At 56.1% G+C, this 26,221-nt stretch carries 29 protein-coding genes; 13 read left to right on the top strand and 16 right to left on the bottom strand.

What is annotated here, in order from left to right; translation table 11 throughout:
* Position 1: 1 nt before the first annotated feature.
* From G403_RS0101740 to G403_RS0101715, 6 genes are all read left to right on the top strand, one after another.
* Positions 2-733 carry an AzlC family ABC transporter permease gene (locus G403_RS0101740; protein ID WP_027852463.1) on the top strand — a complete coding sequence of 244 codons (732 nt, stop codon included), beginning with the start codon at positions 2-4 and terminating at the stop codon, positions 731-733.
* Positions 723-1,031, top strand: a complete 309-nt coding sequence (locus G403_RS0101735; protein ID WP_027852462.1) for an AzlD family protein — start codon at positions 723-725, stop codon at positions 1,029-1,031. The genes G403_RS0101740 and G403_RS0101735 overlap by 11 nt, the downstream gene beginning before the upstream one ends.
* A 37-nt stretch (positions 1,032-1,068) precedes the next feature.
* Positions 1,069-1,278 carry a putative signal transducing protein gene (locus G403_RS0101730; RefSeq protein ID WP_027852461.1) on the top strand — a complete coding sequence of 70 codons (210 nt, stop codon included), beginning with the start codon at positions 1,069-1,071 and terminating at the stop codon, positions 1,276-1,278.
* 1 nt (position 1,279) lies between these two features.
* Positions 1,280-2,071: an SDR family oxidoreductase gene (locus G403_RS0101725; protein ID WP_027852460.1), complete on the top strand. Its 792-nt coding sequence runs from the start codon at positions 1,280-1,282 to the stop codon at positions 2,069-2,071.
* A 221-nt stretch (positions 2,072-2,292) separates the two neighbouring features.
* The gene (gene cspE / locus G403_RS0101720) at positions 2,293-2,499 is read left to right on the top strand and encodes a transcription antiterminator/RNA stability regulator CspE (RefSeq protein WP_027852459.1); all 207 of its coding nucleotides are present in this window, start codon (positions 2,293-2,295) and stop codon (positions 2,497-2,499) included.
* 171 nt (positions 2,500-2,670) lie between these two features.
* Complete coding sequence (locus G403_RS0101715) at positions 2,671-2,865, top strand: YjfB family protein (protein WP_027852458.1); 195 nt, start codon at positions 2,671-2,673, stop codon at positions 2,863-2,865.
* A gap of 100 nt (positions 2,866-2,965) precedes the next feature.
* Here G403_RS0101715 and G403_RS21810 read toward each other — a convergent pair whose 3' ends face one another.
* A complete protein-coding gene (locus G403_RS21810) occupies positions 2,966-3,832 on the bottom strand; it encodes a metallophosphoesterase family protein (RefSeq protein WP_051298388.1) in 867 nt (288 codons plus the stop codon).
* Complete coding sequence (locus G403_RS21805; RefSeq protein WP_051298386.1) at positions 3,832-4,749, bottom strand: diacylglycerol/lipid kinase family protein; 918 nt, start codon at positions 4,747-4,749, stop codon at positions 3,832-3,834. The genes G403_RS21810 and G403_RS21805 overlap by 1 nt, the downstream gene beginning before the upstream one ends.
* A 91-nt stretch (positions 4,750-4,840) precedes the next feature.
* On the opposite strand from G403_RS21805, the gene G403_RS0101700 reads away from it, so the two are divergent.
* On the top strand, positions 4,841-6,154 hold the full coding sequence (locus tag G403_RS0101700) for an MFS transporter (protein WP_027852457.1): 1,314 nt from the start codon (positions 4,841-4,843) through the stop codon (positions 6,152-6,154).
* On the opposite strand, the gene zapE is transcribed toward G403_RS0101700, so the two are convergent.
* Positions 6,151-7,263, bottom strand: coding sequence for a cell division protein ZapE (gene zapE, locus G403_RS0101695; protein ID WP_036232207.1), 1,113 nt, complete (start codon positions 7,261-7,263; stop codon positions 6,151-6,153). The two genes, G403_RS0101700 and zapE, sit on opposite strands and share 4 nt — an antisense overlap.
* A 231-nt stretch (positions 7,264-7,494) precedes the next feature.
* Positions 7,495-7,971, bottom strand: coding sequence for a paraquat-inducible protein A (locus tag G403_RS0101690; RefSeq protein WP_036232204.1), 477 nt, complete (start codon positions 7,969-7,971; stop codon positions 7,495-7,497).
* Positions 7,972-8,122: 151 nt separating this feature from the next.
* Here G403_RS0101690 and G403_RS0101685 point away from each other — a divergent pair, with 151 nt between their 5' ends.
* On the top strand, positions 8,123-8,443 hold the full coding sequence (locus tag G403_RS0101685) for a c-type cytochrome (RefSeq protein ID WP_027852454.1): 321 nt from the start codon (positions 8,123-8,125) through the stop codon (positions 8,441-8,443).
* Here the strand turns inward: G403_RS0101685 and G403_RS0101680 are convergent.
* Both G403_RS0101680 and G403_RS0101675 read right to left on the bottom strand, forming a co-directional pair.
* Complete coding sequence (locus G403_RS0101680; protein ID WP_027852453.1) at positions 8,436-9,218, bottom strand: TSUP family transporter; 783 nt, start codon at positions 9,216-9,218, stop codon at positions 8,436-8,438. The two genes, G403_RS0101685 and G403_RS0101680, sit on opposite strands and share 8 nt — an antisense overlap.
* Positions 9,219-9,290: 72 nt before the next feature.
* The gene (locus G403_RS0101675) at positions 9,291-9,932 is read right to left on the bottom strand and encodes a glutathione S-transferase family protein (RefSeq protein ID WP_027852452.1); all 642 of its coding nucleotides are present in this window, start codon (positions 9,930-9,932) and stop codon (positions 9,291-9,293) included.
* Positions 9,933-10,032: 100 nt separating this feature from the next.
* Here G403_RS0101675 and G403_RS0101670 point away from each other — a divergent pair, with 100 nt between their 5' ends.
* Positions 10,033-10,632: a TetR/AcrR family transcriptional regulator gene (locus tag G403_RS0101670; RefSeq protein ID WP_027852451.1), complete on the top strand. Its 600-nt coding sequence runs from the start codon at positions 10,033-10,035 to the stop codon at positions 10,630-10,632.
* Here G403_RS0101670 and G403_RS0101665 read toward each other — a convergent pair.
* Together G403_RS0101665 and G403_RS0101660 are read right to left on the bottom strand one after the other, a co-directional pair.
* A complete protein-coding gene (locus G403_RS0101665) occupies positions 10,619-11,497 on the bottom strand; it encodes an EamA family transporter (protein ID WP_027852450.1) in 879 nt (292 codons plus the stop codon). The two genes, G403_RS0101670 and G403_RS0101665, sit on opposite strands and share 14 nt — an antisense overlap.
* Positions 11,498-11,657: 160 nt before the next feature.
* Positions 11,658-12,560, bottom strand: a complete 903-nt coding sequence (locus tag G403_RS0101660) for a LysR family transcriptional regulator (protein WP_027852449.1) — start codon at positions 12,558-12,560, stop codon at positions 11,658-11,660.
* A gap of 123 nt (positions 12,561-12,683) precedes the next feature.
* Here G403_RS0101660 and trpB point away from each other — a divergent pair, with 123 nt between their 5' ends.
* The 3 genes from trpB (at position 12,684) to G403_RS0101645 (ending at position 17,216) form a co-directional block, all read left to right on the top strand.
* Positions 12,684-13,910: a tryptophan synthase subunit beta gene (gene trpB, locus G403_RS0101655; RefSeq protein ID WP_051298384.1), complete on the top strand. Its 1,227-nt coding sequence runs from the start codon at positions 12,684-12,686 to the stop codon at positions 13,908-13,910.
* An 11-nt stretch (positions 13,911-13,921) separates the two neighbouring features.
* Positions 13,922-14,752: a tryptophan synthase subunit alpha gene (trpA, locus tag G403_RS0101650; protein ID WP_245578178.1), complete on the top strand. Its 831-nt coding sequence runs from the start codon at positions 13,922-13,924 to the stop codon at positions 14,750-14,752.
* A gap of 295 nt (positions 14,753-15,047) precedes the next feature.
* On the top strand, positions 15,048-17,216 hold the full coding sequence (locus G403_RS0101645; RefSeq protein ID WP_027852446.1) for an esterase-like activity of phytase family protein: 2,169 nt from the start codon (positions 15,048-15,050) through the stop codon (positions 17,214-17,216).
* Positions 17,217-17,275: 59 nt separating this feature from the next.
* Here G403_RS0101645 and G403_RS0101640 read toward each other — a convergent pair whose 3' ends face one another.
* The 4 genes from G403_RS0101640 to G403_RS0101625 form a co-directional block, all read right to left on the bottom strand.
* Positions 17,276-18,562, bottom strand: a complete 1,287-nt coding sequence (locus G403_RS0101640; protein WP_027852445.1) for a permease — start codon at positions 18,560-18,562, stop codon at positions 17,276-17,278.
* Positions 18,563-18,634: 72 nt separating this feature from the next.
* Positions 18,635-19,402 carry an EAL domain-containing protein gene (locus G403_RS0101635; protein WP_027852444.1) on the bottom strand — a complete coding sequence of 256 codons (768 nt, stop codon included), beginning with the start codon at positions 19,400-19,402 and terminating at the stop codon, positions 18,635-18,637.
* Positions 19,403-19,618: 216 nt separating this feature from the next.
* On the bottom strand, positions 19,619-20,197 hold the full coding sequence (locus G403_RS0101630; protein WP_027852443.1) for a YceI family protein: 579 nt from the start codon (positions 20,195-20,197) through the stop codon (positions 19,619-19,621).
* A gap of 8 nt (positions 20,198-20,205) precedes the next feature.
* Complete coding sequence (locus G403_RS0101625; protein ID WP_027852442.1) at positions 20,206-20,766, bottom strand: cytochrome b; 561 nt, start codon at positions 20,764-20,766, stop codon at positions 20,206-20,208.
* Positions 20,767-20,854: 88 nt separating this feature from the next.
* On the opposite strand from G403_RS0101625, the gene G403_RS21800 reads away from it, so the two are divergent.
* Positions 20,855-21,796, top strand: coding sequence for a LysR family transcriptional regulator (locus G403_RS21800; protein WP_084403890.1), 942 nt, complete (start codon positions 20,855-20,857; stop codon positions 21,794-21,796).
* A gap of 29 nt (positions 21,797-21,825) precedes the next feature.
* Here the strand turns inward: G403_RS21800 and G403_RS0101615 are convergent, their stop codons facing one another.
* From G403_RS0101615 to rapA, 4 genes are all read right to left on the bottom strand, one after another.
* A complete protein-coding gene (locus G403_RS0101615) occupies positions 21,826-22,182 on the bottom strand; it encodes a copper resistance CopC family protein (RefSeq protein ID WP_051298380.1) in 357 nt (118 codons plus the stop codon).
* A complete protein-coding gene (locus G403_RS0101610; RefSeq protein WP_027852440.1) occupies positions 22,182-22,706 on the bottom strand; it encodes a DUF411 domain-containing protein in 525 nt (174 codons plus the stop codon). The genes G403_RS0101615 and G403_RS0101610 overlap by 1 nt, the downstream gene beginning before the upstream one ends.
* An 80-nt stretch (positions 22,707-22,786) precedes the next feature.
* Positions 22,787-23,254 carry a hypothetical protein gene (locus tag G403_RS0101605; protein WP_156899623.1) on the bottom strand — a complete coding sequence of 156 codons (468 nt, stop codon included), beginning with the start codon at positions 23,252-23,254 and terminating at the stop codon, positions 22,787-22,789.
* Positions 23,255-23,316: 62 nt separating this feature from the next.
* Positions 23,317-26,181, bottom strand: coding sequence for an RNA polymerase-associated protein RapA (gene rapA / locus G403_RS0101600; protein ID WP_027852438.1), 2,865 nt, complete (start codon positions 26,179-26,181; stop codon positions 23,317-23,319).
* Positions 26,182-26,221 lie beyond the last annotated feature (40 nt).

The raw sequence follows: 26,221 nt of genomic DNA, 5'->3' as shown, positions 1-26,221 counted from the left end.
CTTGAAGGATCAACCGTTAGCGTCTCACGCCTTTGAGCCACACCAGCTTACCCCCGCGCTGGTGTGGTCCGGCTTCAAGCAGTTAACACCGCTGTCGATGTTTGTGGTTGTGTTCGGCGTTGCCTTTGGCCTGGCCGCCGCACAAGAGGGACTGAATGACTCCACCAGCCTCCTGATGAGTGCGCTGGTTTTTGCCGGGGCGTCTCAGTTTGCCGCACTGGAACTCTGGGGGGGCCAGGTCCCGCTTTTTACCCTGATGATCACCGTGTTTGCGATCAACGCCCGCCACCTGCTCATGGGCGCCACCCTCTACCCCTGGCTGTGCCATTTACCGCCGCGCAAACGCTATGCTGTGATGCTGGTCGCATCTGACGCCAATTGGGCCATGGCGATGCAGGCCTTCAGTCACCGGCAACCGGGCTTGGGTATTCTCCTTGGCGGAGGTTTGGCGCTCTGGTCGTTCTGGATACTGGGCACCTGGCTTGGCATCTATTTTGGCAGCGCTATCAGTGATCCCAAGGCGCTGGGCGTGGATATGGTGATGGGGTGTTTTCTGCTCTCCATGGTCGTTGGTGGCGAGAAAAACCTGCGCATGTTTTTCATCTGGAGCATCGCGGGACTTGCATCGCTGGTCGCCTATTGGTTTTTGCCGGAAAACAGTCATGTGATTGCCGGGGCGTTGGCAGGCGGTATCGCCGGGACGGTGTGGGGGAAACAAAACGATGAGCATTGAAACCAGCGGCCTGGGCGCTCTGATCATCGTTCTGGCCATGGCGCTGGTGACTCTGGCCACCCGCTGGGGCGGTATCTATGTGATGTCTTTCGTACCGATCAGCTACCGGGTAAAGCAGTTTATCCAGGCCATGTCCGGCTCGGTACTGGTGGCTATCATTGTGCCGATGGCCGTCAATGGAGATAGCGGGGCCCGTCTGGCCCTGCTTGCCACCGCTGTCACCATGCTACTGTTGAAAAAGCCCCTGCCCGCCATCACCGCAGGCATTGCCGTGGCGGCACTGGTTCGTCAGCTCTGACCAAACAGTAGCAAGCGGCTATTATGGGAGACTCAACGTGGAACTGGTTTATCAGGCGCAGGATTTTACCGAAGCCCATATCGTTGCCGGCATGCTCCGCGCCAACGGCATCGAAGCGCATGTAGCCGGACATTATCTGCATGGCGCACTGGGCGAAGTAGGCACCATGAATCTGGCCCAGGTCCACGTTCAGAAATCCGATTTTATCGCCGCACGTATATTGATCGAAGAATACAACGAGGAGTGATATGGATCTCAAACTGAAAGATCAGGTCGTCATGGTTGCGGCCGCAAGTAAAGGCATGGGCTACTCCACGGCACTGGCCTGCGCTCGCGAAGGTGCCATTGTTTCCATGGCCAGCCGTAATCGGGAAGCGATCGAAGCTGCTGCTGAAAAAATCCGCAACGAGACCGGCGCAACGGTTAAGGCCTATGTTTTCGACGCCGCGGATGGTGCCAGCATCAAACGCTGGGCTGAAGACACGCTAAACGATCTGGGCCCCGTCAAAGGCTTACTGGTTAATGCGGGCGGTCCTCCCACAGGCCAGTTTGAGAAATTCAGCGATGATGACTGGCAAAGCGCATTCGAACTGACACTGCTCAGCTCAATCCGGATGATCCGCGCGGTGTTACCCAGCATGCGAAAGTCAGGTGGTGGCTCAATTCTGGCGATCACCTCTTCTTCTGTTAAAGAGCCGATCGATATCCTGTTGCTGTCCAACGTCATGCGTTCAGGTGTAACGGCACTCATCAAGTCGCTGTCCCAGGAGCTGGGGCCGGATGGTATCCGCCTCAACACCCTGATTCCGGGAAAAATCGACACCGACCGACTTCGTGGCACCAACAGCATGCAGGCCCAGAAACGGGGCGTCTCGCTGGAGGAACATAATGCCCAGATGCAGGCGGGCATACCCGCTCAACGCTTTGGCGATCCGGACGAGGTGGGTAACGCCTGCGCATTCCTGCTCTCCGACGCGGCAAGCTACATTACCGGCGTGTCGTTAGCCGTCGACGGCGGGCTGATCAAAACGGTCTGGTAATCGACAATAATGTGCGGGGGCATGAAATAACTGTTGACCCCCGCCCTGTTCCCTGTAAACTGAACGTCGCTAGCAAGTAAGTCTCATATTTATGCATTACACGTTGACGCCCTGCCTGTAGTAGTTCGTCCTCACACATAAGTATTGGCACCACTTCCAAGCACGACCCGCCGACCGGATGACCGGAAGGCAAAACTCTATACCAATACGGAATAATTATTATGTCCACCACTACCGGCACTGTTAAATGGTTCAACGAAACTAAAGGCTTCGGCTTCATCGCTCAGGAAAACGGCCCGGACGTTTTCGCACACTTCAGCGCTATTCAGGGTTCTGGTTTCAAGACTCTGGCCGAAGGTCAGCGCGTTGAATTCACAGTTACTCAGGGCCAGAAAGGTCCTCAGGCTGAGAACATCGTTGCTCTGTAAGCCCTAAGGCTTCAGCAACCGAAGAAAGAGCGGCTCGCCGCTCTTTTTTTATGCCTGCAACTTAGACTGGATGAATAATTTGCATCCACGCATACAGACAAAAACAGCCGTTATGTCGTATGCTGGCGACATAGCCATATAGAGATTGGATTTGCAAAGGAGCCAATACCGATGGATATTGCAGGCCTGAGCACGGCCATGAGCCAGATGCAGACTCAAACCGAACATGCGACCAAGGTTCACTCCATGGTCAAAGATCAAACCGAAGCGATGGGCGAACAGGCACTTGCGTTAATCGAGAGCGCCGCACCACGGCCGGTGGACCCTGCCAGCTCGCTTGGACAGAACATCGATATCCGCGCCTGAGAGATCAAGCCAGGCACCTGAAGCTCGGTTCATCCACTGTTGCGGAGCAGACTCAACTGCTACAGACACTGCGGGTCCTTCTGCTGTTTGTGCAGAACAGTCAGGATCCAGATCCCCTGTGATAATGTCTGTAAGACCGATAAGGCCGGACACTTCCGTCCTCCCGCCATCCCGAGGCGTCTTTCGAAAAGCTTTTAGCCTGAACCGGCTGAAACAGGGCCGAAGCGCTATCCAGATCCCAGCGTTCCGCCAGAATCGTCTGCTGATCGGCATCGAGTTCCAGGTACTGAAAGGAGTTAGGAGCGCCGAGGCGGGTCCGCTCAGAGACACAGGTTCCGGCAAGACCGATGATCACCCGCGGCGACAGCGCTGGATAAAGGTGCTCACTGGTTCGAGTCATCGGATCATGAATATGGCCGCTGAGTACTAAATCCACCTGCTTGTCTGCCAACACCGGGAGGATCTGCTGCGCCCCCTTAAGCACATTTTCCCGATCCTGATGACGACGGCAATCCAGCGGATGGTGGAAAACAGCGACCCGAAGCCCCGGGCTTGGCGGAAGAACGGCAAGACGCTCGGTTAAACGACTCCGACTCAGCTGACCATGCCTGTGTCGCCAACGGGGCGCCGAATTAAAACCGACAAGCTGCACACTCCCCAAAGTGATGGTCGGCTCCAGACCACAGCCCAGCATACGTTCAAAGCGCTCATAAGGCCGCACTAGACGACGCCAGAGGTTAAACAGGGGAATATCATGATTCCCGGGCACAACCAGCTTCGGAACTTTGGGTAACCGCGCCATAAAATGCGCAGCGCGCCAGAACTGCTCTTCCGTGGCGCGCTGAGTCACGTCACCGGACAGTACAATTAACTCCGGCGCCAAGGTTTCAACACTGACCAGCAACAGCTCCAAAACATCAGCCCGCTCAGTACCAAAGTGAGGATCGGACAACTGAACAATACGCATTAGGCCACCCCGTCAGGCTGAATAACCTGCAGCGCATTGGGAAGGATCGAGAACTTTAGCGGACCACGAAGACGCATCCGTTCACCATCAAGCACCACCGAGGTACTGCGCCGATCGAGCCTGATGCGAAGATCTTCGGCGCAGAAACGCTCCAGGCTTTCCTCATCCCGCAGTCGTCGTAGCAGCCCGCGCAGGCTGAGCCTGAACAGTGCCCACTGCGTAACCGGTTTCATCACCACGACGGCCAACTTGCGCTCATGGATGCAGTCCGCCACATCCAGATCAATCCCCCGAAGCTGTAGCGAGTTGATCCCCACAAACACCATCGGGCTCTTAACTTCCCGCTGCTGCCGATGATCATTAAGTGTCAGCGCCATGGCACGATACCTCCTCAGTAACGTCAGCAGTGTCGAAGCGATCGCGACAAGCCGATGACGACCGAAAAGGCGTGTATGCTGCTCGCGGGCGCGGATCAGCCGTGCATATAAACCAAAGCTTGCGTTGATCAGGAAAACCCGTTGATTAACGCACCCCAGATCGACCGGCGAAGCCTGCCCGGATATCGCCAGCTCAATAGCAGGCTCCAGCGGTTCGGGTATGTTCAGGTTGCGGGCAAAAAAGTTGAATGTCCCGGTGGGGACCACCGCCATGGGAATCTGCGTACCTGCCAGTTTCTGGGCCACCGAACGCAGCGTCCCATCACCGCCAACAGCCAGAACGCGCCCACCATCCAGTAGCGCTTGCCGATGCGCGCGAGCAATCTGCCTGGGCAGACCTCGCGGGCGCTGAGCAATGTACTCACACAACACAATACCCTGCTCCCGACAGCGCTGCCTGACCAAAGCCACAACCTCACGCGCACGCCCCTGGCCGGAGCCGCTGTTCGCCACAAGGTGAAGGGTGTTAACTGAGGTCATTGGCGAGCACTCCACTGCCTGTTTACATTCCGTCCCTTTAAAATGACTCTCATTTCATTTATTTTCAAATATTTAGCGAGCAGGATTGAGAATGAGCAAACGGACGACGCTGACCGACAACCTGTATCAGAAGCTGATCAACGAAGAAGACGCCCGCGCCTGCAAGGCGATTGATGACAACGCATGCCGCGAAGTTCCGGGGAATTTCTTTCTGACCATCATCAGTCAGTTCCTGACGCAACTTGGCGATGCCGTCTCTAACCCCAAGATCGTTCTGCCCTGGGTTATGGAGAGCGTGGCAGCGCCTCTCTACCTGATGGGCCTGCTGGTTCCGATTCGGGAATCCGGCTCAATGATGCCGCAACTGATTATCGCGAGTTATATCCGAGGGTTGCCGATCCGCAAATGGACCTGGGTAATGGGCAGCCTGATGCAGGCCGTCTCGATATTTGGGATCGCAGCGGTCGCCTGGTTAATGGACGGTGCTGCCGCCGGCTGGTCGATCATCGCCCTGCTGACTCTGTTTTCACTGTCGCGCGGGCTGTGCTCGGTGGCATCCAAAGATGTCATCGGTAAAACCATTCCCAAGAAGCAGCGCGGACGACTGTCGGGCTGGTCATCCAGCGCGGCCGGGTTGATTACACTGTCACTGGGCGCGCTCCTGCTACTCAATAACGCCGAGTCCTTGCGTCCGGCCCATTACGGTATCCTGCTGGCAGGTGCTGGGTTACTCTGGATCGTCGCAGCACTGATCTACGCCCGGGTTCGCGAGTTCCCGGGTGAAACCGCAGGCGGTGCCAACGGATTTCTGGGGGCGATCAAACGTCTCGACATTCTGCGTACCGACAAACCCTTTCGGCGCTTCGTGATCGCTCGCGCTTTGATGCTCTGCTCCGCGCTGACAGCTCCCTACTATGTAGTCCTGGCACAACAGAACCTCGGGTCTCCCGCTTATCTACTGGGCCTTTTCATACTTGCCAGCGGCCTGGCAAGCCTGCTCTCGGGGCCCTTTTGGGGCCAGTTCGCCGACGTATCCAGCCGCCGCGTACTGATCGTATCAGCAACGCTGACCGCACTGCTCGGTTTTGCGATCTACGCGATCGCCTCTCTCAGTGAAAGCTGGCTGACCCTATCCTGGGTACTACCTCTGTTCTACTTCGTTTTGAGTGTCGCTCATCAGGGCGTCAGGATCGGCCGAAAAACCTATGTCATCGACTTGGCCGAGGGTAATAAGCGAACCGACTACGTTTCGGTGAGCAATACCGTCATTGGCATCATCCTGCTCCTGATGGGCCTGACCGGTGCATTAAGCGCCGTATTGAGTATTAGCGAGATTATTTTGCTGCTCTCGGCACTCTGCCTCGGCGGGGCCGCACTGGCGACCACTTTGCCCGAAACCGACTAACCGAACCGGCGCAGTTGCATCTCCTTCAGACGGCTGTAGGTGCGCTGAAACGAAAACGCGAGGTACCCATCCTGCGGATATAATGCGTCGAGTTCGACAGCGGCCTCAATGTAAAGCGGAACGCCACGGTCGTAACATTCATCAACCAGTGCAATAAAACGCCGCACACCGTTATCGCGACGGGAGCGCTGCGGCATTTTCCGATCGCCGGTCTCCACCTGCCGGGGCGCATCTTCGGTGCCACGCGCAATGTCAGGAACCGGCGCTTCATCATCGTTCATACAGGGCACATCACTCACCAGGATCGCGTCGAACCGATCACACAGCTCAATGTAATCGTTCGCCCACAATGGTGCCTCACACAGCTGATCATAAGTGCACCAGAGCAGCATTTTAGAGCGTCGTTTCAGGGTCAATGAGCGGCTGCCAACCCGCAAAGGCTCATCACTGAACGGCTCGCTCCCATTGATACCGTCAAAAACCTCAGCCATCCGGCCCTCAGCCGATTCCGGCCGAACCCAATAGCGCTGCTGATGTTCTCCGGGGTGCAAGCGATGATCAACCGGACCGCTGATATCGATCACCTTCATGTTTGCCTTTATGGCCTCGATAGCGGGTAACAGCCGATCACGATGATGGCCCCCGGCATAGAGTTCATCGGGTGGTGAGTTGGAGGTCAAAACCAGAACAATGCCCCGATCAAACAAGACCTGGAACAGGCGACCGAGGATCATCGCGTCACCGATATCATTGATAAACAGCTCATCCAGACACAATACCCGAAGCTCAGCCGCCAGCTCGTCCGCCACCTGGCCCAACGGCTCCCTCTGCCCGGTAAGTTCAAACAAACGCTTATGGACCCAGCGCATAAAGTGATGAAAGTGCTGACGCCGGACCGGCACTGAAAGGCTTTCCTGAAAGCGGTTCATCATCCAAGTCTTACCCCGGCCAACCGGCCCCCAAAGGTAAAGGCCCGGAATTCCGGAACGACCCGCTGAGAGCGCCTCATAGCAGACTTGAAGCTGCTCTATCGCCTTAAGCTGAGCCAGGTCTTCAACAAACCCGCGCTGTAACGCCTGACGATAGGCATCAATAGGAGTTGGATTCACAGGTGTCTCCAGAGAAAGTGTGCATATGATCCAGAGAAGCCGTCGGTGATGCAAGAAAGGCATCGGGGAAGCCGGATTGCAGTGAGTCGTCATTTTTCGTTAGACGCTATTCATTTGCGCCTAAACATATAGCACTACCCAATAGGGAAAACTCAAAATTGAATATTAACATATCTTCCCTAAAAAATGGCATCTCAGTGATGTTCAGCCCTTTAACCGACCGGCTTAAACTCAGACACGACCTTCCAACTGACGCTCCAGATAATGTACGGTCATTGAGGTCAGAAACATGGTTAATAACACGCCGGCTGCAAACAGATACAAGCCGTAGTGCACGTCGATACTGACGATCACACCCAATTTAACGGTCACGATCAGCATCGCTACGACCATGACATCCAGCATCGCCCAACGACCATAGCTGTGAACCCAACCCAGTAACCGGGCTAATCCCGGACCGCGTTTGCGTGTTTCAAGCAGATAAAACAGCAGCATTAACTTGGCCAGTGGTAACGCGATACTGAATATCGCGATCAGCGCGGCCAATCCAAACTGCTGCTGTTCCCATAGTGCGGCAATCCCGGAAAAAATCGACATCTGCTCATCAAACACCCAAAGCCGCGTCAAGGTCATTAGCGGGGTGACCATACCGGTTAACAGAAGAAGCAGCGATATAGCAGACATTAGTTGCAAAAGGCGACGTTTCATTTCGAAATCGTTCAACTCCGTACCTGTAAATTCACACACTATACTCGAGTTAGATCATCTAATTTTTGCGGATAATACAAAAAAGTCACAACTGTCATGTGAATTTGAGCTAATCTATAATTAAAAGAAATCAAAAAACGGCGGGATTCCAATGAAACGGTTCTACTTCGCCCTGACACTGCCTGTAACGCTCCTTATTCTGGCTGGCTGCCAGGAAAAGAAAGCGGACCCCAATACACTCGATGGCAAGACCCTCTACAACACCTACTGTGCTGACTGTCACCACCGTGATGGCGGCGGCTCCTTTCTCGAGGGCATCCCCGCCAACCGATACACGTCACTGTCCGAGAAGGAGCTGATTACGCTTATCCGACACGGCAAGGCACAGATGGCCGACATGCCTAATTTTACAAACCTGAGCCAGCAGCAGGCACGAAGTATTGCGAAATACCTGCGCGAAGAGCTTAAGTAATCAGTGGCGCCAGCTGACGACCGAGTCCGATCAGGCTTACGAATATCAAGACAGCCCCCAGTATTCGGAAGAACAGCGGCGTCTCCCGGGTGAGGATATATTGATGAAATCGCTCGCCAATCAGATGACCGAGCAGCGCACATGGCAGCAACCACAGTTGGTGAACCAGCTGCAGATCGACACCGGCGACCAGAAACGAGGTCATTTTGATGGCAACCAACACAAACCAAAGTACGAACAGAGTGTCCCGTAATTGGTGTTTCGCCACATGCGTTGCGTAAACAGCCACAATTAACGGCGCGCCAATCAATGAAGTACCACTGACATAGCCCCCCAGGGCAAGAAACAGCTTATCCATCCAGGGCCGGTTGCTGCGAAAGGGTTTATTGATGACATATCCGACCGCGTACGTGATAACAATCATGAAAATGATGCCGCTCATGATTTCGCCTGGCAGAGTCAGCAACCCGAACACCCCCACCAGTTTGGGGATGATCATCACTTTCATGGAGTCACCGAGATAATGCCAGTCGATATTGCCGCCGGCCTCCCCGCGGGCACGCTGACGCCGCCATCCTTTGGCCGCAATCCAGGACGAGAAGATCAACAGATGAATGGAGATGATCGGTAGAAAGACCAGTGGCTCATTGACCACGAGCAGAAGAAACGGCAGCGCAAGAACCGCACCACCGAATCCAAGCCCGGAGCGGACGAAACCGCTCCAGATAAACGTTAACCCAATAACGAGGTATTGCCAGGGTAAAAGATCAGCCATCCCACTCCTTTAAACGCTTTTGCATTCCCGGAAAAGGAGGGAGCATACAGCTGCCGGCAACCCTGTTACCAGTCAGCGATGAGTCAGCACGCTCTGCGAGGCAGGTCGACTTTGTATCCGCTGGATATAACGGCGCAGCCCCGAGTCAGCGCTAAGAACCCGATCCGCAACCGGTAAGCGCACCAGATAATCAAGTATCGGGATCAGCAACGCATCAGCGATCGTATAGCTATTACCCGCGATAAACGCGTTACCACCCAGAACGTCTTCAAGCCGCTCAATGATTCGAACCGCTTCGGGCAGCGCCTGCTCGACCTTATCCAGCCGCACAGCCCCGCCCTCCCCTTTGGGGAACGCGAACTCAAGCAACAAGCCCACGACGAGCGCCTGATAGACGTAGCCCGACACTTCGGCGCAAAGCTGATCGACCCGTGCCCGCTGCCAAGGGTCTGAAGGCTGTAGATCAGCACCGGGAAAAATTTCATCCAGGTAGCGGCAGATACTCGCGCTCTCAAACAAACGATGCTCTCCCAGCACCAACACCGGCACCTTGCCATATGGATGCAACCCGAAGTGCCCCTCGCTTTTAAAAGGCACCTCTTCTCCATTCAGCGTCAAACCGACACTGTAATCGATTCCCTTCTCCTCGCAACAGAGCATGACCGAGCGCACGAAGGTACTGAATGTCGGGCCAAAAATATGTGGTTGTTCCATTGTATCCCCCTGTCTTTCCGTTTCACCTCTGGCTATCCTTACAGACACCAAAATATGTTCAAGAACATATTTCTATTCACGTTAAATGGGGACATCGATAATGGCGTGGGACCCTCAGCACAAGGCGCGCAGCCGCCAGCGGATATTACGTACCGCCGCTCAGCTTTTCGCCCTGCACGGCTACGAGAAAGTCAGCATCGATCAGGTCATGCAGGAAGCCGGAATGACACGAGGTGCCTTCTATGCTCACTTCAAAGCCAAGAATGAGCTCTACGCAGAAGCAATCCTTGAGGCGGCCTCGGCGGCTGGAGGAAAGCGCCCCCAAGACCCTTGTTCCCGGGATCAGCTGATCGCGCGTTACCTGAGCAAAGAACATTTGGAAGGTGAGCAACTGCACTGCCCACTGGCTTTTCTGGTCAGCGACATAGCACAGCGGGATGACCAGGTCAGAGACACTTGGACGCGTGTCTTTCGCGGCCTAGTTAATTTGGTCCGCCGCGAAGACGAGCAGGATGAAACGGGACTCAACAGTGCCCTGCAACGGGTCGCACTGATGGTAGGAGGCGTCGCCATTGCCCGCGCCCTAAACGATGACGCCCTGGCTCAAAAGCTATTGGAAAGCTGTCGTGACGGAGCGATGCCCGCAACCGATCGTCGCGAAACCGGCGACTCACGGCCAAACCTGTCTAGGCGACAATAACGCAGATCGCCCCAACGACGATCAGCGCCAACCCGGAGATATCTCTCACCCCGAGTTTTTCGCGGAACCAGCGTGCAGAGATAGCCAGCGTAAACAACACCTCGATCTGGCCTAGGGTTTTGACCAGGGCGACGGTCTCCAGGCTCATGGCAGTGAACCAGCCCAACGACCCCAGACAGCTGAATACGCTGGTGGCCACAACCAGCTTCGGGCGCCGCCATAGCACTCGCAGCGTAGCTCTGTCCCGAACCAGCAGCCACCCCAGCAAAATAAGGGTCTGTGTCGAGATTACCCAGAGCAGTACCCAGGCCGCACTGTGGGGGAAAGTTAACTCCAGCATCAGCGAAGCTTCTCGGACCCACAAAGTTGTGAGTGCAAACGCAAGCCCACTCCCCAGGCCCGTCAGCACGGTTTTAAGGGGTAACTCGCGGATAGGCCCGGTGTTGCCCATCAACCAGACCGCCAGCGCGCCAATAAATACCCCTGCCCAGGCCAGCCAGGTCAGTGGCGCACTGAAGAAAAACGCTCCGAGTATCGCCGCGATCACAGCCTCACTTTTCGCCAGCCCCACCCCAATGGCGTAGTTTCGCAGCCGGAACAACATCACCATTAAAGCCGTCGCGATTATCTGCGAAATAGACGCGGCCAGCACCGTGAACACAAACGTACCGTCAAACCGCGGGATCTCCACCGGCTTAACCGCATAGAGAACACCGAGGTAACAGGCTGCAAGCGGGCTCGCCCAGAGAAAGCGGGCTAATGTGACCCCGGCCGTGTTCACATCCTTGCTTAATTTGTTCTGGAAGGCATTCCGCCAGGACTGCATAAATGCAGCAAAAATCGTGAAAGGTATCCAGAGGCCCATTGATTAGCGTCCATTAAGCGAGCGGGAGAGAGGGTAGGCCAGCAAGGACTACCTGTCGGCGGTGTTTAAGGTCAGCCATTCTATACGCTTGATCAACACGGATGAACATAACGAGAACAGTTGAGCAGTTATAACAGTATCAATTAAATTGATACGCGCCCTATTCTGACACCGCCGGCCAGGCGCGATTGAGCTCCGATTGCAACCAGTCGATCAGTTGGGATACCGACGAACTGCGACTGCCACCGGGCAACCAGAGCCCCAGACGTGCCGGGGTCTCGATAAATCCCCAGGGCGCCACCAGTCGACCGGTGCGCAGATCCTCCTCAACCAGATAGGCCGGAGCAATTGCGACCCCCAGCCCAACCAGCGCGGCCTCCAGCATATAGTTCAGATGCTCGAAGGATTTATCGCGCCGGATCCGGCGGGTATCCAGCCCCACCGCACGGAACCAGAGCGGCCAGGCCTGAGCTCTGGACTCGGTATGCAGTAACGGGAGTTCCAGCAACCGTTCCGGCGTCGTTGTGCGATCGAGCTCAACCAGACCGGGTTTTATGACCGGCCCGATCAGTTCGGGGGCCAGATCGATCACATCCGCACCGGCCGGCCAGGGCGGCTCGGCAAACCGGAGGGCGGCATCGACACCGGTCTTAAGTGGCCACTGGGCATCTTCGCTGGCGGTCAGGTGAATATTCAGGTCGGGATACTGCTGCTGCATTCGGTCCAGCCGCGGGATAAACCATCGGGCGAGAAAGCTGCCGGAACATCCAAGTACCAAAGGCGCATCCACCGCCTGACGCTTCAGATCGGAGCAAACCTGTAACAGTTGATCAAATACCTGTGAGGTTGTCGCACGCAACTGCTCGCCTTCAGCGGTTAGTACCAGCCCCCGCCCCTCGCGGCGAAACAGCACCACGCCCAGCTGCTCTTCAAGCTGACGGAGCTGACGGCTAACCGCACCATGCGTTACGTGGAGCTGCTCTGCCGCACGTGAAACACTCTGCGTTCTGGCTGCCTCATCAAAGGCTCGCAGCGCATTCAGAGAAGGAAGCGTTGAACTCATTGCACTTTAACCTGTGATATTTTCTCACAGACTAGCGCAAATTAATCGATTTTCACAAGCACGGCTTTAGCCTACCCTACTGAGCATACCAATACGCAGATACAGCGCTACGGAGTTATCACCATGACTACCCCGACACAGAATGCAGCCCCGGAGATCGGACCCGATATCAACGGCTTTTTCGGCCGTTTCGGTGGCCGTTTTGTGGCAGAGACACTGATGCCTCTGATCCTCGAACTCCAGGCCGAATACAACAGAGCGAAGGATGATCCGGCGTTCCATGCCGAACTCGAAGCCCTTCGCAAAGATTACGTAGGCCGTCAGAGCCCGCTCTACTTCGCAGAACGCCTGACTGAGAAATTGGGCGGCGCCAAGATCTTCCTCAAGCGGGAAGATCTGATGCATACCGGGGCCCACAAGATCAACAACTGCCTGGGTCAGATCCTGCTGGCCAAACGTATGGGCAAGAAGCGCATCATCGCCGAAACCGGCGCTGGCATGCACGGGGTAGCCACAGCCACCGTGGCCGCTCGTTTCGGTATGGATTGCGTAATCTACATGGGCAGTACCGATATCGACCGCCAGCAGCCCAACGTACATCGTATGAAACTGCTGGGCGCCGAGGTTATCCCGGTAACCAGTGGTACCGGCACGCTGAAAGATGCCATGAACGACGCGCTGCGCGACTGGGTCACCAACGTGGATAGCACCTTCTACATCATCGGTACCGTAGCAGGCCCCCACCCCTACCCGGAGATGGTCCGGGATTTTCAGTCCATTATCGGTCAGGAAGTCCGCGAGCAGATTCTGGAGAAAGAGGGGCGCCTGCCTGACTCTCTGGTCGCCTGTATCGGCGGTGGCTCCAATGCCATGGGCCTGTTTCACCCCTTTATCAAAGACACCTCCGTTCGTTTGATCGGTGTGGAAGCCGCCGGTCATGGTATCGAAACCGGCAAGCACGCGGCCAGCTTGAAAGGCGGTACACCGGGCGTCCTGCACGGTAACCGGACCTTCCTGCTGCAGTCGGAAGATGGTCAGATTCAGGACGCTCACTCCATTTCGGCCGGTCTCGATTATCCCGGTATCGGACCCGAGCATGCATGGCTACACGAAGTCGGTCGCGGTGAGTATGTAGCGATCACGGATGACGAAGCTCTGGACGCGTTCAAACTGCTCTGTCGTCTTGAGGGCATTATTCCGGCACTGGAGTCATCTCATGCCATCGCCCACGCGATCAAGATCGCACCAAGCCTGCCCAAAGACCATCTGATGGTGATTAACCTGAGTGGCCGGGGTGATAAAGACATGGCGACAGTAACAGCCCATCTGGCTGATGAGCTGGCGGACTAAGGAGCGAATCGATGAGTGAACAGACAATGAATCAAAGCCGTATCGAACGTTGCTTTGCCGAGCTGAAAGCAGCTAACCGCGCAGGCCTGGTCACCTTTATCAGTGCTGGCGATCCTGACTACGACAACAGCCTCAACACCCTGCTGGCACTGCCAGACGCAGGGGCCGACATCATTGAGCTGGGGATGCCGTTCACGGATCCCATGGCTGATGGCAGCTCAATTCAAAAATCGTCTCTGCGCGCGCTGACTGCCGGACAGAACATGCAGAAGACCCTGGCGATGGTCCGCGCGCTGCGGGAGAAGGACCAGGATACACCGCTGGTGCTGATGGGCTACTACAACCCGATCTACTGCATGGGTGTGGAGACGTTTCTTAAACAGGCGTCCGAAGCCGGCGTTGATGGACTGATCGTGGTGGACCTTCCACCGGAACACGACGATGAGTTGTGTATGCCGGCACGTGAATACAACATCCACTTTATTCGCCTGGCCACCCCCACCACCGATGCCAAACGTCTGCCATTGGTGCTGGAAAATACCTCGGGCTTTCTCTACTACGTTTCCAGTACCGGGGTCACCGGTGCTGCAGCACCGACACCGGAGAAAGTGCAGGCAGAAGTGGAAGCGATCCGTGCACACACCGATATTCCCATCGGTGTTGGCTTCGGCATCCGTACACCAGAGCAGGCCGCGCGCATCGCACGATTCGCCGATGGCGTGGTGGTCGGCTCTGCGCTGACTGACTGCATTGAAAACGCCGCCTCACCGGCGGAGGGCACCCAGGCAGTTGCCGATCTGGTCAGCGCGTTGTCCGGCGCTATCAAAAAAGCACGCGATTAAACACCGCTTAATGCGCAGGTGTCTGCCGGTTCATCAGCAGCACCTGCAGCTCCTTACCAAGCCTCCTTTTTGTGCTCTCTGGACTTCCCCCGGTGCTAATGCAACTTAGCAACCTCTGTTCAGCCAGAGCGTTCCCGCGTTCTTGGCTCCGCCTGTGACTTCCCGGGCTCGGCGACGTCAGCTTTGATCTACACGGTTTAAATAGCCACTCAATGCAGGCAAAACTTAACACGTCTGTCACCTACTTGCCTTACCGTTGCCGCTTTCCCGGATTCTAGACAAGGAGTTACATCGGATGCACAAGTCCCTTCTTCGCCACTCGCTACTGGCAGTTGCTATCGCCGCCGGCAGCGCTCACGCGGCCAGCTTCGACCGTATAGCCAGCTTCCCTGTTTCCAAAAACCTGCCCCAGGGCGGCGATATGGCGCAGGAAACCTCAGCGGAGATCATTACCGCCTCCGATGATGGCCAGACAATCATCTACTCAGACAGCCCCCGCGGCGGCGTTGGCTTCATCAATCTGGCCGACCCGTACAGCCCCCAAGCGGATGGATTTGTCGACTTGGGAGGCGAACCCACTTCGGTCGTCGCGCTTGCCGATCAAGTGTTTGCCGGCGTCAATACATCAGAGAGCTACGTTAAGCCTTCCGGTTATCTGGCTACCCTGTCACTGAGCAGCCGCACCGTTACCGGTCGCTGCGAACTGGGTGGGCAACCGGATTCTGTCGCCATCTCCAAGGATGGCCGTTTTGTGGCTGTTGCCATTGAAAACGAACGCGATGAAGACCTGAACGACGGTGTGATTCCCCAGCAACCCGCTGGCTATGTGGTCCTGCTCCCCACACAGGATGGCAAGGTCAACTGCGCAGCTCAGAATCGTATCGATCTGACAGGGCTTGCGGATATAGCCCCGTCCGACCCGGAACCTGAATTCGTGGCGTTTAACGAGGCCAACGAGCTGGTTGTCACCCTGCAGGAGAACAACCATCTGGTGATCATCGATGTTGAAAATAATCGCGTGATCAACGATTTCCCTGCGGGCACCGTGGACCTGACTCAGATCGATACTAAAAAAGATGGCGCCCTGCTCTTTACAGACAGCCAGTCCGACCGCCTGCGTGAGCCGGATGCCGTCAAGTGGCTGGATAACGACCGTTTCGTCATCGCCAACGAAGGCGACTATGAGGGCGGCGCTCGTGGTTTCACCATCTTCCATAAAGATGGGCGCTTGCTGTTTGAAGCAGGCTCATCGTTCGAACATCAGGTCGTTATGACCGGTCATTACCCGGAGAAGCGCTCGGGCAAGAAAGGTAGCGAGCCGGAAGGCCTGGAAGTCGCTCGTTTCAATGGTGAGACCTATATCTTCGTCATGTCCGAGCGTGGTTCGGTCATCGGTGTATACCGTGATACCGGTGGTGAGCCTGAATTTGTACAGATGCTGCCCTCCGGTATCGCGCCCGAATCGGCAATCGTTATTCCCTCACGCAACCTGCTGGTCACCGCTAACGAAAAAGACCTGATCGAGGACGGCGGCGTACGCGCCCATGTGATGGTGTATCGCCTGGGCGACGAAGCGCCTAACTATCCGCAGATCGTATCCGGCCGTGATCAGGACGGCTTGCCGATCGGTTGGGGCGCACTGTCTGGCCTGGCGGCGGATCCCACCAAACCGTCACAGCTTTACGCGGTCAACGACAGCTTCTACAAAATGCAGCCGACCATCTTCAGCGTCGATGCCAGCACGCAGCCTGCGCGCATCACTAAGGCGCTGCGTGTAACCCGCAACGGCCAGCCCGCTGAAAAGCTCGATCTGGAAGGCATCGCAGTGGATCCGAAGGGCGGCTTCTGGCTGGCTTCAGAGGGCCGCACGGACCGCGAAATTCCACATGCCATCTATCACGTCGATACCAACGGCGAGATCGATCGTACCATTGATTTCCCGGCGGAGCTGCTCAAGCACGAAAAGCGTTTTGGTGCCGAAGGTATTACCCTGATTGGCAACCGCCTGTGGATCGCCATCCAGCGCGAATGGAAAGATGATCCGGCGCAGAGCGTCAAGCTGGTCAGCTATGACCTGAACTCGGGCGAATGGGGCGCGGTCCACTACCCCACCGAGAAGCCGGACACTGGTTGGGTTGGCCTCTCCGAGATCAGTGCTTATGGCGATTCGGTTTACATCATCGAGCGTGACAACCAGATCGGTGAAGCTGCGAAAATCAAGCGCCTGTACAAGGTTGCGATCAGCGAGCTCAAGCCCGCGCCCCTGGGCGGAAAGCTGCCTACCGTTCGCAAGCAACAGGTACGTGATTTTATTCCTGACCTGAAAGCCGCCAACGGCTATGTGGTAGACAAGATTGAAGGGTTTACCGTCGATGCCAATGGAATCGGTTACGCGGTCACCGATAACGACGGTGTCGATGACAGCTCCGGCGAGACTTACTTTTTCTCCACCGGAAAGATGTAACGCTCTGAAAAAGAGACTCAAGGGCCGGTTGATCCGGCCCTTTTTATGCCCGCGTTGGTTTAAATCAGAACGGGAACAATCAGTCCGCCAATCAGCCAGACGACGGCGACAACCACCAGCGTGTTGAGAATCCGGTCGCCTATACTTCCTCCGCCATGGTGATGGTGGTGATGGTGATGGCCACCACCACCGGAATGATCGTGATGATCGTGATGATCGTGATGATCGTGATGATCGTGATCAGCAGTCTGAATTTGCCTGCGTGCGCACCAAATCAGCAGCCCCGAAACAATCAGAAAGATCAGGTTCAGCCAGAACCCGTAATCGAGCTTGAACAGATCCCGCTCCATGATCGACTGACTCAGTGACGCATCAGGCAGCACACCGGCCAGAGCAAAACCGTAGTGCATCAACAGGGATACACAAACCAGCCCGGCCAGCAGCATCAACAGGATATAGAGGGCCATTTTCCAACCGTAGTAGGCGGCATTGATACGCAGTACCGGCAGGACCACCAGGTCAGAAAAAATAAACGCCATGACACCGGCAAAGCTCACCCCATGGTCATACAGGAGCGCCGCCAGGGGAATGTTACCCATGGAGCCGATAAAGGTGAAAAATGCAGCGACGGGGCCGATGACAGTCTGCATCAGCACTTCCCAGAAACTGGCCTGACCACCCGATCCCGACCCGATAAACAGCGCTTCGAAAAACGCATCCGGCACAAAGGCGGATATAACCCCGGCAACGGTAAAGCCGACCAACACATCCCGCCATACCATCTGCCACTCCATGACATAGGTCTGGCCGATCTGTTGCCACCCCTCAGCGGATGTCACTTTCTCCTGCCAGCTTTGCGAGCCACCCTCTTCTTCATCATCGTCACTGCCCGCCTTATCACGCGCTTGTTTAATCAGTCGCTCGGGCTTGGTCAAACGGATAAACAGCCAGGCAAACAGAATCAGCAGGATGCCGCCTAAATACTCACCCACCACAAATTGCCAGCTGAGAAAGATCGCAATCACGATCCCCAGTTCTATAACAAGGTTGGTTGAGGCCAGAAGAAAAGCCATTGCGGGTACCAGGCCCGCCCCCTTTTGGAAGAGTGCCCGGGTTGTAGAGAGTGCCGCAAAACTACAGGAGCTGGAGATAAAACCGAAGAAGGTACCCAACGCGACGCTGCGAGGGCCGGTTTGTCCCATCGCCTTTTGCATCCGATGCTCTGTCACCAGCACCTGAATCAGGCTACTGATCAGATAACCCAGCACAAAGGCCCAGAGCGCACTCCAAAAAAAACCGGCACTGGTCTGTGCCGCCTGTTGCCAACTTTCCAGAAAAGTGGTCATTAATCCTCCGAGTAGCCAAACACACCTTTAAAGGTGGTAGCCACCGGAGAAAATTTCAACCAAGGGGCGGGATCAGAGGTACAGCGTCTCTGAAACTTCTCCCGCACCTTCGTAGATGGGTTTAGAGAAGTAGAAGCCCTGAATCAGCTCGACACCTTCGTCCTGCAGAACTTTAAGCTCCTCTGCGGTTTCGACCCCCTCTGCGATCAGGGTCGTCCCCAGCTCCGCACAGATCCGGGAAACACCGCGTAAAATCGCCTGACGCGTCCGGTCCTTGTCGATATCACGGATCAGAGCCATATCGAGTTTAACGATGTCTACCGGCGTATCTGCCAGCATATTGAGTCCGGAGTACCCGGCCCCAAAATCATCGATGGCGGTCTTGAATCCGAGGTGACGATAGTAGTTAACAATGGATTGCAGATGGTCTGCATCATCCACCCGATCCACTTCGGTAAACTCGAAAATAATTCGCTCTGCCGGAAACCCGAAACGCTCGGCGGCTTCCAGTGTTGTGCGTATACAGAGCTCCGGCCGGTAGACGGCGGTGGGCAGAAAGTTGATATTGAGAAAGGTATCCAGATTCAGCCGGCTGGCGAGTTCGATCGCTTTCACTCGGCATGTCTGATCAAACTGATACCGGTTTTCGTCATTGACGTGCTCGAACACCCATCCCGCAGGCTTGTTCCCGATGCCTCGCACGAGGGCCTCGTGGGAGTAAACCCGCCGTTCCCGTATGTCAACGATGGGCTGGAGCGCCATGGTGAAATCAAAATCCAATGCGCAACCCTGCGCACATTCCGCACACCCTAAGCGGCGAAAGTTTTTCTGTTCCCGCACGAATTCCCCCTTCGCATCTCCGGCAGCCAGGCAGCGCCGAGCCTGTTTCAGCATAACACAGGGCTTTTATATTCAAACAGCGACAATAGTCAGGATAGCGGAAAAACAACCCGGATATAAAAACACCGCCTCACATCCCTGTGAGGCGGTGCCGATGCACCTTAACTCAGGCGCGTGGACCTCCTGCCCGCCCCGAGGGGCGGTGGAGTCTCAGGCTTACTGGCGAACGCCTTCAACCTCAAGCTGCATGTACACGGTTTCTGCAGCCGGACCCAAATTATAGTCGATACCGAAATCCTTCAACTTGAACTCGGTGGTACCGGTAAAACCGGCACGGTAACCACCCCAGGGATCTTCACCTTCACCCACCTTGCTCATTTCGATGGTAATCGGCTTGGTGACACCGCGCAGCGTCAAGTCACCGGTGATTACGCCACTGCCATCGGCTTTGGGCTCAAAGCCAGTGCTGACGAACGTCGCGGTCGGATAGGTGTCGGCATCCAGAAAATCACCGCTGCGCAAGTGCTTATCGCGCTCCGCGTGGTTTGTATCCAGGCTCGTCGTATCCACCTCAACCTGCACAGAGGATGCAGAGGGATTCTCGGCATCGTAGCTGAAGCTGCCGCTGAAATCGTTAAAACGGCCCACCACCCAGCTGTAGCCCAGGTGGTTGATCTTAAAATGGACCGATGCGTGCTGCCCCTTGGTATCGATCGCATAGTCTGCAGCCATCGCCAGAGGGGCCGTGGAGATAAGACCCGCCAGGGCCAGACCTTTAATCAGTTGCTTCTTCATACTCACTCCTAGTTAATAGCCGTCATACGTTTAAGGGTGTTATCACGGTCGATAAAATGGTGCTTCAGAGCCGCCAGGGCATGGATACCCGCCAGCACAATCAACAGGGTTGCGCTCCAATAGTGGATATCACCGGCCACATCCTCCTGATTCTCGACCACAGCCGGCAACGCGGGCACTGAGATCCAGTTAAACAGTTGGATCGGATCGCCATCGGCGGTAGAAATCATGTACCCGGATATAAGCGTGATCGCCATCAACAGGTACAGGGACAGGTGCCCGATTACCGTGGCCAGCCTGACCACGGCACCATGGCTGGAGATCGGTCCGGGCTGTGGGGTTACCAGCTTCCAGATAACGCGTACGATCAGAGCAGCCAGCACCATCAGGCCTATACTTTTATGCCAATGAGGCACCGTCTGGTAAGCCGCATCATAGTAGGTCAGGCTGTCGATATAGAGTCCCAATGGGTACATACCGATAATGGCCAACGCCATCAGCCAATGAATAAAAACGGTGAAACGCCCGTAGCTCTGAACGTCGCCTCGCTGCTCCTGACTCTCTGCCATTCTCGCCCTGCACTGCATCAATAAAGTTGTAATGCAGAGCATAAAGGTCGACACTAAATGCCTCAAATGAATATTTGTGATTTCAAATATGCGCGATGTGAATATACGATCTTTAGATCTAAACCTGCTTGTCATCCTTGATGCGCTACTGGAGGAACGACAGGTAACGGCGGCCGCACAAAGGCTAGAGATGAGCCAACCCGCAGTGAGCCGGGCACTGTCACGGCTGCGGGAGATGTTTTCCGACCCGCTGCTGGTACGGGGTGATGAAGGCTATGATCTGAGCGCGCGTGCACGCTACCTGCAACCTACACTCAAAACGGTTCTGTCCGGCGTTAAGCAGATGGTCGCACCCATGAGTTTTGACCCGAGCAGCGCTTCGGAGACAGTGCGAGTGGGCGCCCTCGATATGGAAATGGCTCTCTACATGCCGGATATCATGAAACGGCTACGTGACCAGGCCCCAGGCATGAGCCTGGAGATTCTATCGAAGCCGGCGGACTACTTTGTCAGCCTCGCCAGGGGCGAACTCCACCTGGCCTTGAGCGGCCAGGAGCCGGATTTTGCAACTGACCAATTCCACCGAGCCGAGATCGATCGCACCTATTCGCTCTGCGTGATGAGCGAGCAGAACCCGTTGGCGCAGGGGGAGCTAACGTTGGAGCGTTATCTCAGCGCTGCCCATGGGTTTGTCTCAATCAGCGGCAAGGGACCCGCCATTGTCGATATGCATCTGAAACAGATGGGCTATCAGCGCCGAGTTGCAGCACGCCTATCCAGTTTTTTCAATATCCCGGAGTTTTGTGAGCACACCGATCTTATATTCGCGGTTCCTGCCCGCCTGGCTGAACGGCTATGCCAAAGCCATAAGCTGGTGACCCGTCCTCTGCCTTCAGAAATCCCACAGCCTATCATCCAGTTTTATCTCTACTGGCACGCGCGCTTTCATCAGGATCCTATGCACAGGTGGTTCCGCCAGCTCGTACTCGAAAACCGGGCAGAACAGCTGCCCCCAGACAGCTGTTCCTGACCGTCGTCACTCGCTCACAGCCTGGTTTTTCAACGCCGGCTAAACTCGAACTGGCCCGTAATCTTATGGCCATCCGCGCCCATCGCCATCCAGTCGACCCGGTACTGACCGGGCTGAAGTGGAGGAACGCCCACTTCAAAGTCAGTGCCCGGGCCGATCGAAGGAAGAAAATCCAGATCGACTGCGCCCGCATCCACGCTGATCATTTCGACTTTAACCAGCCGGACCGGCCCCGTGAACGAGAGTGTAATTTCGCCCACCGGCTCGGTAACCACGGCGCCCTGCCCCGGCGAACTCTCTTTCAGGCCGGTATGGGCAAATACCGACGCAGACACTGAGAAAGTCAACGATAGGGCCAAGGCCTTAAAAGCGGTTGCTAAAGACATCAGTACTGCTCCTCCTGCTCGTTGATCTCCTGATAGAGGGAGAAGGTGCCATCCTTATTCATCAGGACAACAGGATAGGGATCAAAGCGGTCCCCCATCTCCATCCCAGGGCTGCCTGCTGGCATACCCGGCACCGACAAACCGATTGCACCGGCTGGCGGATTATTCAAAAACTGTGTAACGAGCTTCGCCGGGACGTGCCCTTCGAAAACATACCCAGCCTCGGAGACAGCGGTATGGCAGGAGCGGAGCCGAGCGGCAACACCATACTGATCTTTCACAGCATTCAGGTCATCCGGGTGATGCACGGTAGATGCAAAACCATGTTTGTCCGCATGTTCAATCCAGCTGGTGCAGCAACCACAGGTCGGGCTTTTGTAAACATCCAACTCGACCACCTCGGCCGCTTTTGCAGCATGTGCCGTCGCATTACTATCGGTCGCGGAGCTCTCAGAGCAGGCTGCCAAAAACACAGGGGCACCAAGCAGCAAAAGGGTTTTGGTTGTAGTAGAAACAAAAGACATGACACTTCCTCAAAGTTAAATCCGAAATCAAACGCAGTAAACGCGAAATATGCTGCGCGACGCCCAGGCCTCAACGGCACTCAGGCGGCACTTGTTCGGCTAACTTTTGGTGGTTGCCAGGGCAGGGTTTTGTGGCCCTCAGAAGGAACCGAGCGGATATCGATAACAGAAACCTCACCCAACACAGGCGGCTCAAACAGTGTCGTAACAAACAGTGCCGTACCGGGCGCACAATGACCACCCGCGCAATGCGCCGCCTGCTCTATTTCACAGCAGGGCTGCTCTGTGGAATGGCTGAACTGACTGGAGGGTATTCGGCAGTGTACCTGGGACTTCGCGGCACCCTCACAGGAGGACAGGTGCGCGTCCCCCTCACCCATGTTACCCGTCATATCCATTGACTGCAGGGTGACCAGCGCCGCCCCGGAAGCTGCCTGAGTAGCACTCTGATAGAACGCGATGGCCTGTCCCAACAGTAATACCAGCGCAAGCACGAAGAGACTCACGCTGGAAGCAGGCTTTATGCGCGATTGAGAAGCCTTAAGCAACCCGCTTTCTCCCAATGGAATACTTCAAAAACAGTAACCTGCCAAAAACCAACCTGCAAGCTCTACTCTCTGACCAGGATCACGCGAAGTGCATCCAGTTTTAATTCGGCACGCTGCAGTGCATCCGCCATCGTCTGCCGACGCACCTCCAGTGCTTCGAGCTCCTGCGGGTGAATACCGGGATTAACCTCGGCAAGCGCCTGCAAACGCTCATACTCGGCAGCCTGCTCGCTGTGCATCCGCTCCAGTGCCTGCTCAACCAGTGCCGGCAGCTCTTTCTGTGCCAGCGTATTAGCTTGTTTTACCTGAGATACTATCTGGTCCCTGGCCAGACGAACCATGTTTTGCGATGCCCCTTTGGACACGGTTTCAGCCAGTTTGTTCAGCGGCGCATGGCCCAGCGCTCCCGCCAGGTTCTGACCATTGGCATCAACCAATACCCGAACCAGCCCCTTTGGCAGATACCGTTGCAACTGCAGCGCTTTCGGGGCGGTGGTGCGCAACTGGAAGATCGCCTCCAGCAACAGTGTACCGGCCGGCAACGGTGGCAGTTTGAGTGTACAGAGCGCATTGTTGCCAAACTCGCCAGCCAGAATCAGCTCCATGGTCCCGGCCAGCAGCGGATGCTCCCAGCTCATATACTCGATATCTTCCCGTGACAGGGCTCGCTCCCGGTCAAACGTCAGTGTCAGCCCGTCATCTCCAAGGCCGGGTAGCTGACAGAGCATATGTTCGCCCATATGCAGTACCAGTCCATCTTCACCGTGAGGTTGGGTATCCACACCAAAACGGTCAAAGACCTTCTCCGCGTACGCCTGGAGCTCTGCACGCGCTTCTGCCGCTTCAACCGCCTCAGTCAACGCCGTGGCGCGCTCGCGGTCACAGCTTCCCAGCTCCAGCAGACGATCTCTACCCGCCGACAGCCGAGACTCAAGTTCGATACGCGCATTACGGGTATCCTCAATCAACTGATCCAACGCGTCGGCATTAAGGGGATCGGCAAGACAATCATGTAACTCACCGGCAAACTGATGGTAGAGCGCTTCGCCGGTGGCACAAACCCGGGAGAACGCTTCCAGACCGCTGTCATACCAGTCGAGAAGCACGCCAACGGCGCTGTCCTGGTAGTAGGGCACATGGATTTCGATATCGGCGCGCTGACCAATACGGTCCAGCCGCCCGATACGCTGTTCCAGCAGGTCCGGGCTCAACGGCAGATCAAACAGCACCAGATGGCTGGCGAACTGGAAGTTTCGACCTTCCGAGCCTATCTCGGAGCAGATGAGCACCTGTGCGCCCAGCTCGGTATCGGCAAAATAAGCGGCCGCCCGATCACGATTAATCAGCGACATCCCTTCGTGAAATGCGGCGGTTCTTAACCCCTGGCGCAGATTGAGATACTCCTCCAATGCCACCGCCGTCTCGGCCCGTGCACAGATTACCAGGGCTTTCTCCCGTTTGTGGTCGCGTAGAAAATCCACCAACCATTCTACGCGGGGGTCTACTTCAACCCACTCATCACCGAGCAGTACTTCCGGATGCAACACATCAGACAGCGCTGCGGTGACCGCTTCATCTTCATAGACAACGGGCATCTCCAGCGGGATGGCATCTAACTGCCGCTCAGGAAACCCTTTAACGCTGGCGCGGGTATTACGAAACAGCACCCGGCCCGTGCCGTGACGATCAACCAGTTGAGCTATCAGGTGATCCAGGCCCGCCTGACGCTCCTCCAGTGGCAGAGCCAACCACTCTCCCAGCGCTTTATCGCCCAACCATTCGCTCACTGCATGCTGCAGTCGCGTATCGGCCGCCAGGCGATCAGGCCCCTCCTCGTCCAGCAGCGGCGCGATCATTTGGCTGAGGTGATGGAAACGCTCGCTCTCGGCCATAAAGGTATCGAGATCGTGATAGCGTTCCGGGTCTAACAACCGCAAACGGGCGAAATGCCCTTCGGGGCCCAGTTGTTCGGGCGTCGCCGTTAGCAGCAATACTCCCGGCACAGCTTGAGAAAGCGCCTCGATACACCGGTAACCATGGCTGGCCCCGGCTGGGGACCAGCCCAGATGATGAGCTTCATCCACCACCAGCAGGTCCCAGGATGCACGCAGCGCCTGAGTGAGGCGCGCCTCGCGCTGGGTAAGCAACGACAGGGGGCACAGCACCAGTTGCGCTGTTTCGAATGGATTGCCGCCCTCTTCGGCATCAAGCAACGCTTCGCAGCGCGCTTCGTCGAGCAACGTGAAACGCAGATTAAAACGGCGCAGCAACTCAACCAACCACTGGTGCGTCAGGTTGTCCGGAACCACAACCAAGACACGGCTGGCACGCCCGGAGATCAGACGCTGATGCAGTACCAGGCCCGCCTCGATGGTTTTACCCAGGCCCACTTCATCAGCCAGCAGCGCCCTCGGATGCTCACGGGATGACAGTTCACAGGCGATATGGAACTGGTGTGGCAACAATTGAACACGCGCCCCCAGCAAGCCGTACACCGGCGAACTCATCAGCCGATGGTGGTGTTCAAGCGTACGTACACGCAGCTTGAAGAGCCCATGGCGGTCGATCTGCCCTACCAGCATGCGCTGCTCAGGCCGGGCGAAATGCACCGCGCTATTCAGTTCAGGCTCCGGCAGGATCACTTCCCCGCCCTGCTCATCTTCGCAGCGGTAGATATAACAGCCGCGGTTCTCCATCCGCTCGATGATGGTCAGAGAGTCACCGACATGGTTCTGGACAACTTCTCCCGGCTCGTAGATCACCCGACTCAGCGGCGCGTTATCAATCGCATAGGTGCGTTGTTCGACAACCGCGGGGAAGCCTATTTCCACCCGTCGGTTGACGCATTCGATAACGATGCCGAGGCCAAGATCGGCTTCGGTGTTGCTGATCCAGCGTTGACCCGGAACAAATTGCTCGTTGGACAAAACCTGAACTCCATCCGTGTTAAACAAGGGCGCACATGAT

Origin of the sequence: Marinobacterium litorale DSM 23545, assembly GCF_000428985.1 — a bacterium.
In the GTDB taxonomy this organism is placed as follows: domain Bacteria; phylum Pseudomonadota; class Gammaproteobacteria; order Pseudomonadales; family Balneatricaceae; genus Marinobacterium_D; species Marinobacterium_D litorale.
The sequence above is the reverse complement of the archived record's forward strand: the minus strand, read 5'-3'. Positions and strand labels throughout refer to the sequence as shown.

What these genes read in the sequence shown, in the direction of transcription:
- G403_RS0101645 (WP_027852446.1), top strand. Translation starts at nt 15,048, where the DNA reads ATGCACAAGTCCCTTCTTCGCCACTCGCTACTGGCAGTTGCTATCGCC.
- G403_RS0101685 (WP_027852454.1), top strand. Translation starts at nt 8,123, where the DNA reads ATGAAACGGTTCTACTTCGCCCTGACACTGCCTGTAACGCTCCTTATT.
- G403_RS0101700 (WP_027852457.1), top strand. Translation starts at nt 4,841, where the DNA reads ATGAGCAAACGGACGACGCTGACCGACAACCTGTATCAGAAGCTGATC.
- G403_RS0101625 (WP_027852442.1), bottom strand. Translation starts at nt 20,766, where the DNA reads ATGGCAGAGAGTCAGGAGCAGCGAGGCGACGTTCAGAGCTACGGGCGT.
- G403_RS21805 (WP_051298386.1), bottom strand. Translation starts at nt 4,749, where the DNA reads ATGACCTCAGTTAACACCCTTCACCTTGTGGCGAACAGCGGCTCCGGC.
- G403_RS0101690 (WP_036232204.1), bottom strand. Translation starts at nt 7,971, where the DNA reads ATGAAACGTCGCCTTTTGCAACTAATGTCTGCTATATCGCTGCTTCTT.
- trpA (WP_245578178.1), top strand. Translation starts at nt 13,922, where the DNA reads ATGAGTGAACAGACAATGAATCAAAGCCGTATCGAACGTTGCTTTGCC.
- cspE (WP_027852459.1), top strand. Translation starts at nt 2,293, where the DNA reads ATGTCCACCACTACCGGCACTGTTAAATGGTTCAACGAAACTAAAGGC.
- G403_RS0101665 (WP_027852450.1), bottom strand. Translation starts at nt 11,497, where the DNA reads ATGGGCCTCTGGATACCTTTCACGATTTTTGCTGCATTTATGCAGTCC.
- G403_RS0101640 (WP_027852445.1), bottom strand. Translation starts at nt 18,562, where the DNA reads ATGACCACTTTTCTGGAAAGTTGGCAACAGGCGGCACAGACCAGTGCC.
- G403_RS0101715 (WP_027852458.1), top strand. Translation starts at nt 2,671, where the DNA reads ATGGATATTGCAGGCCTGAGCACGGCCATGAGCCAGATGCAGACTCAA.
- G403_RS0101670 (WP_027852451.1), top strand. Translation starts at nt 10,033, where the DNA reads ATGGCGTGGGACCCTCAGCACAAGGCGCGCAGCCGCCAGCGGATATTA.
- G403_RS0101610 (WP_027852440.1), bottom strand. Translation starts at nt 22,706, where the DNA reads ATGTCTTTTGTTTCTACTACAACCAAAACCCTTTTGCTGCTTGGTGCC.
- trpB (WP_051298384.1), top strand. Translation starts at nt 12,684, where the DNA reads ATGACTACCCCGACACAGAATGCAGCCCCGGAGATCGGACCCGATATC.
- G403_RS0101615 (WP_051298380.1), bottom strand. Translation starts at nt 22,182, where the DNA reads ATGTCTTTAGCAACCGCTTTTAAGGCCTTGGCCCTATCGTTGACTTTC.
- G403_RS21810 (WP_051298388.1), bottom strand. Translation starts at nt 3,832, where the DNA reads ATGCGTATTGTTCAGTTGTCCGATCCTCACTTTGGTACTGAGCGGGCT.
- G403_RS21800 (WP_084403890.1), top strand. Translation starts at nt 20,855, where the DNA reads ATGCGCGATGTGAATATACGATCTTTAGATCTAAACCTGCTTGTCATC.
- G403_RS0101630 (WP_027852443.1), bottom strand. Translation starts at nt 20,197, where the DNA reads ATGAAGAAGCAACTGATTAAAGGTCTGGCCCTGGCGGGTCTTATCTCC.
- G403_RS0101680 (WP_027852453.1), bottom strand. Translation starts at nt 9,218, where the DNA reads ATGGCTGATCTTTTACCCTGGCAATACCTCGTTATTGGGTTAACGTTT.
- G403_RS0101660 (WP_027852449.1), bottom strand. Translation starts at nt 12,560, where the DNA reads ATGAGTTCAACGCTTCCTTCTCTGAATGCGCTGCGAGCCTTTGATGAG.
- G403_RS0101675 (WP_027852452.1), bottom strand. Translation starts at nt 9,932, where the DNA reads ATGGAACAACCACATATTTTTGGCCCGACATTCAGTACCTTCGTGCGC.
- G403_RS0101735 (WP_027852462.1), top strand. Translation starts at nt 723, where the DNA reads ATGAGCATTGAAACCAGCGGCCTGGGCGCTCTGATCATCGTTCTGGCC.
- G403_RS0101725 (WP_027852460.1), top strand. Translation starts at nt 1,280, where the DNA reads ATGGATCTCAAACTGAAAGATCAGGTCGTCATGGTTGCGGCCGCAAGT.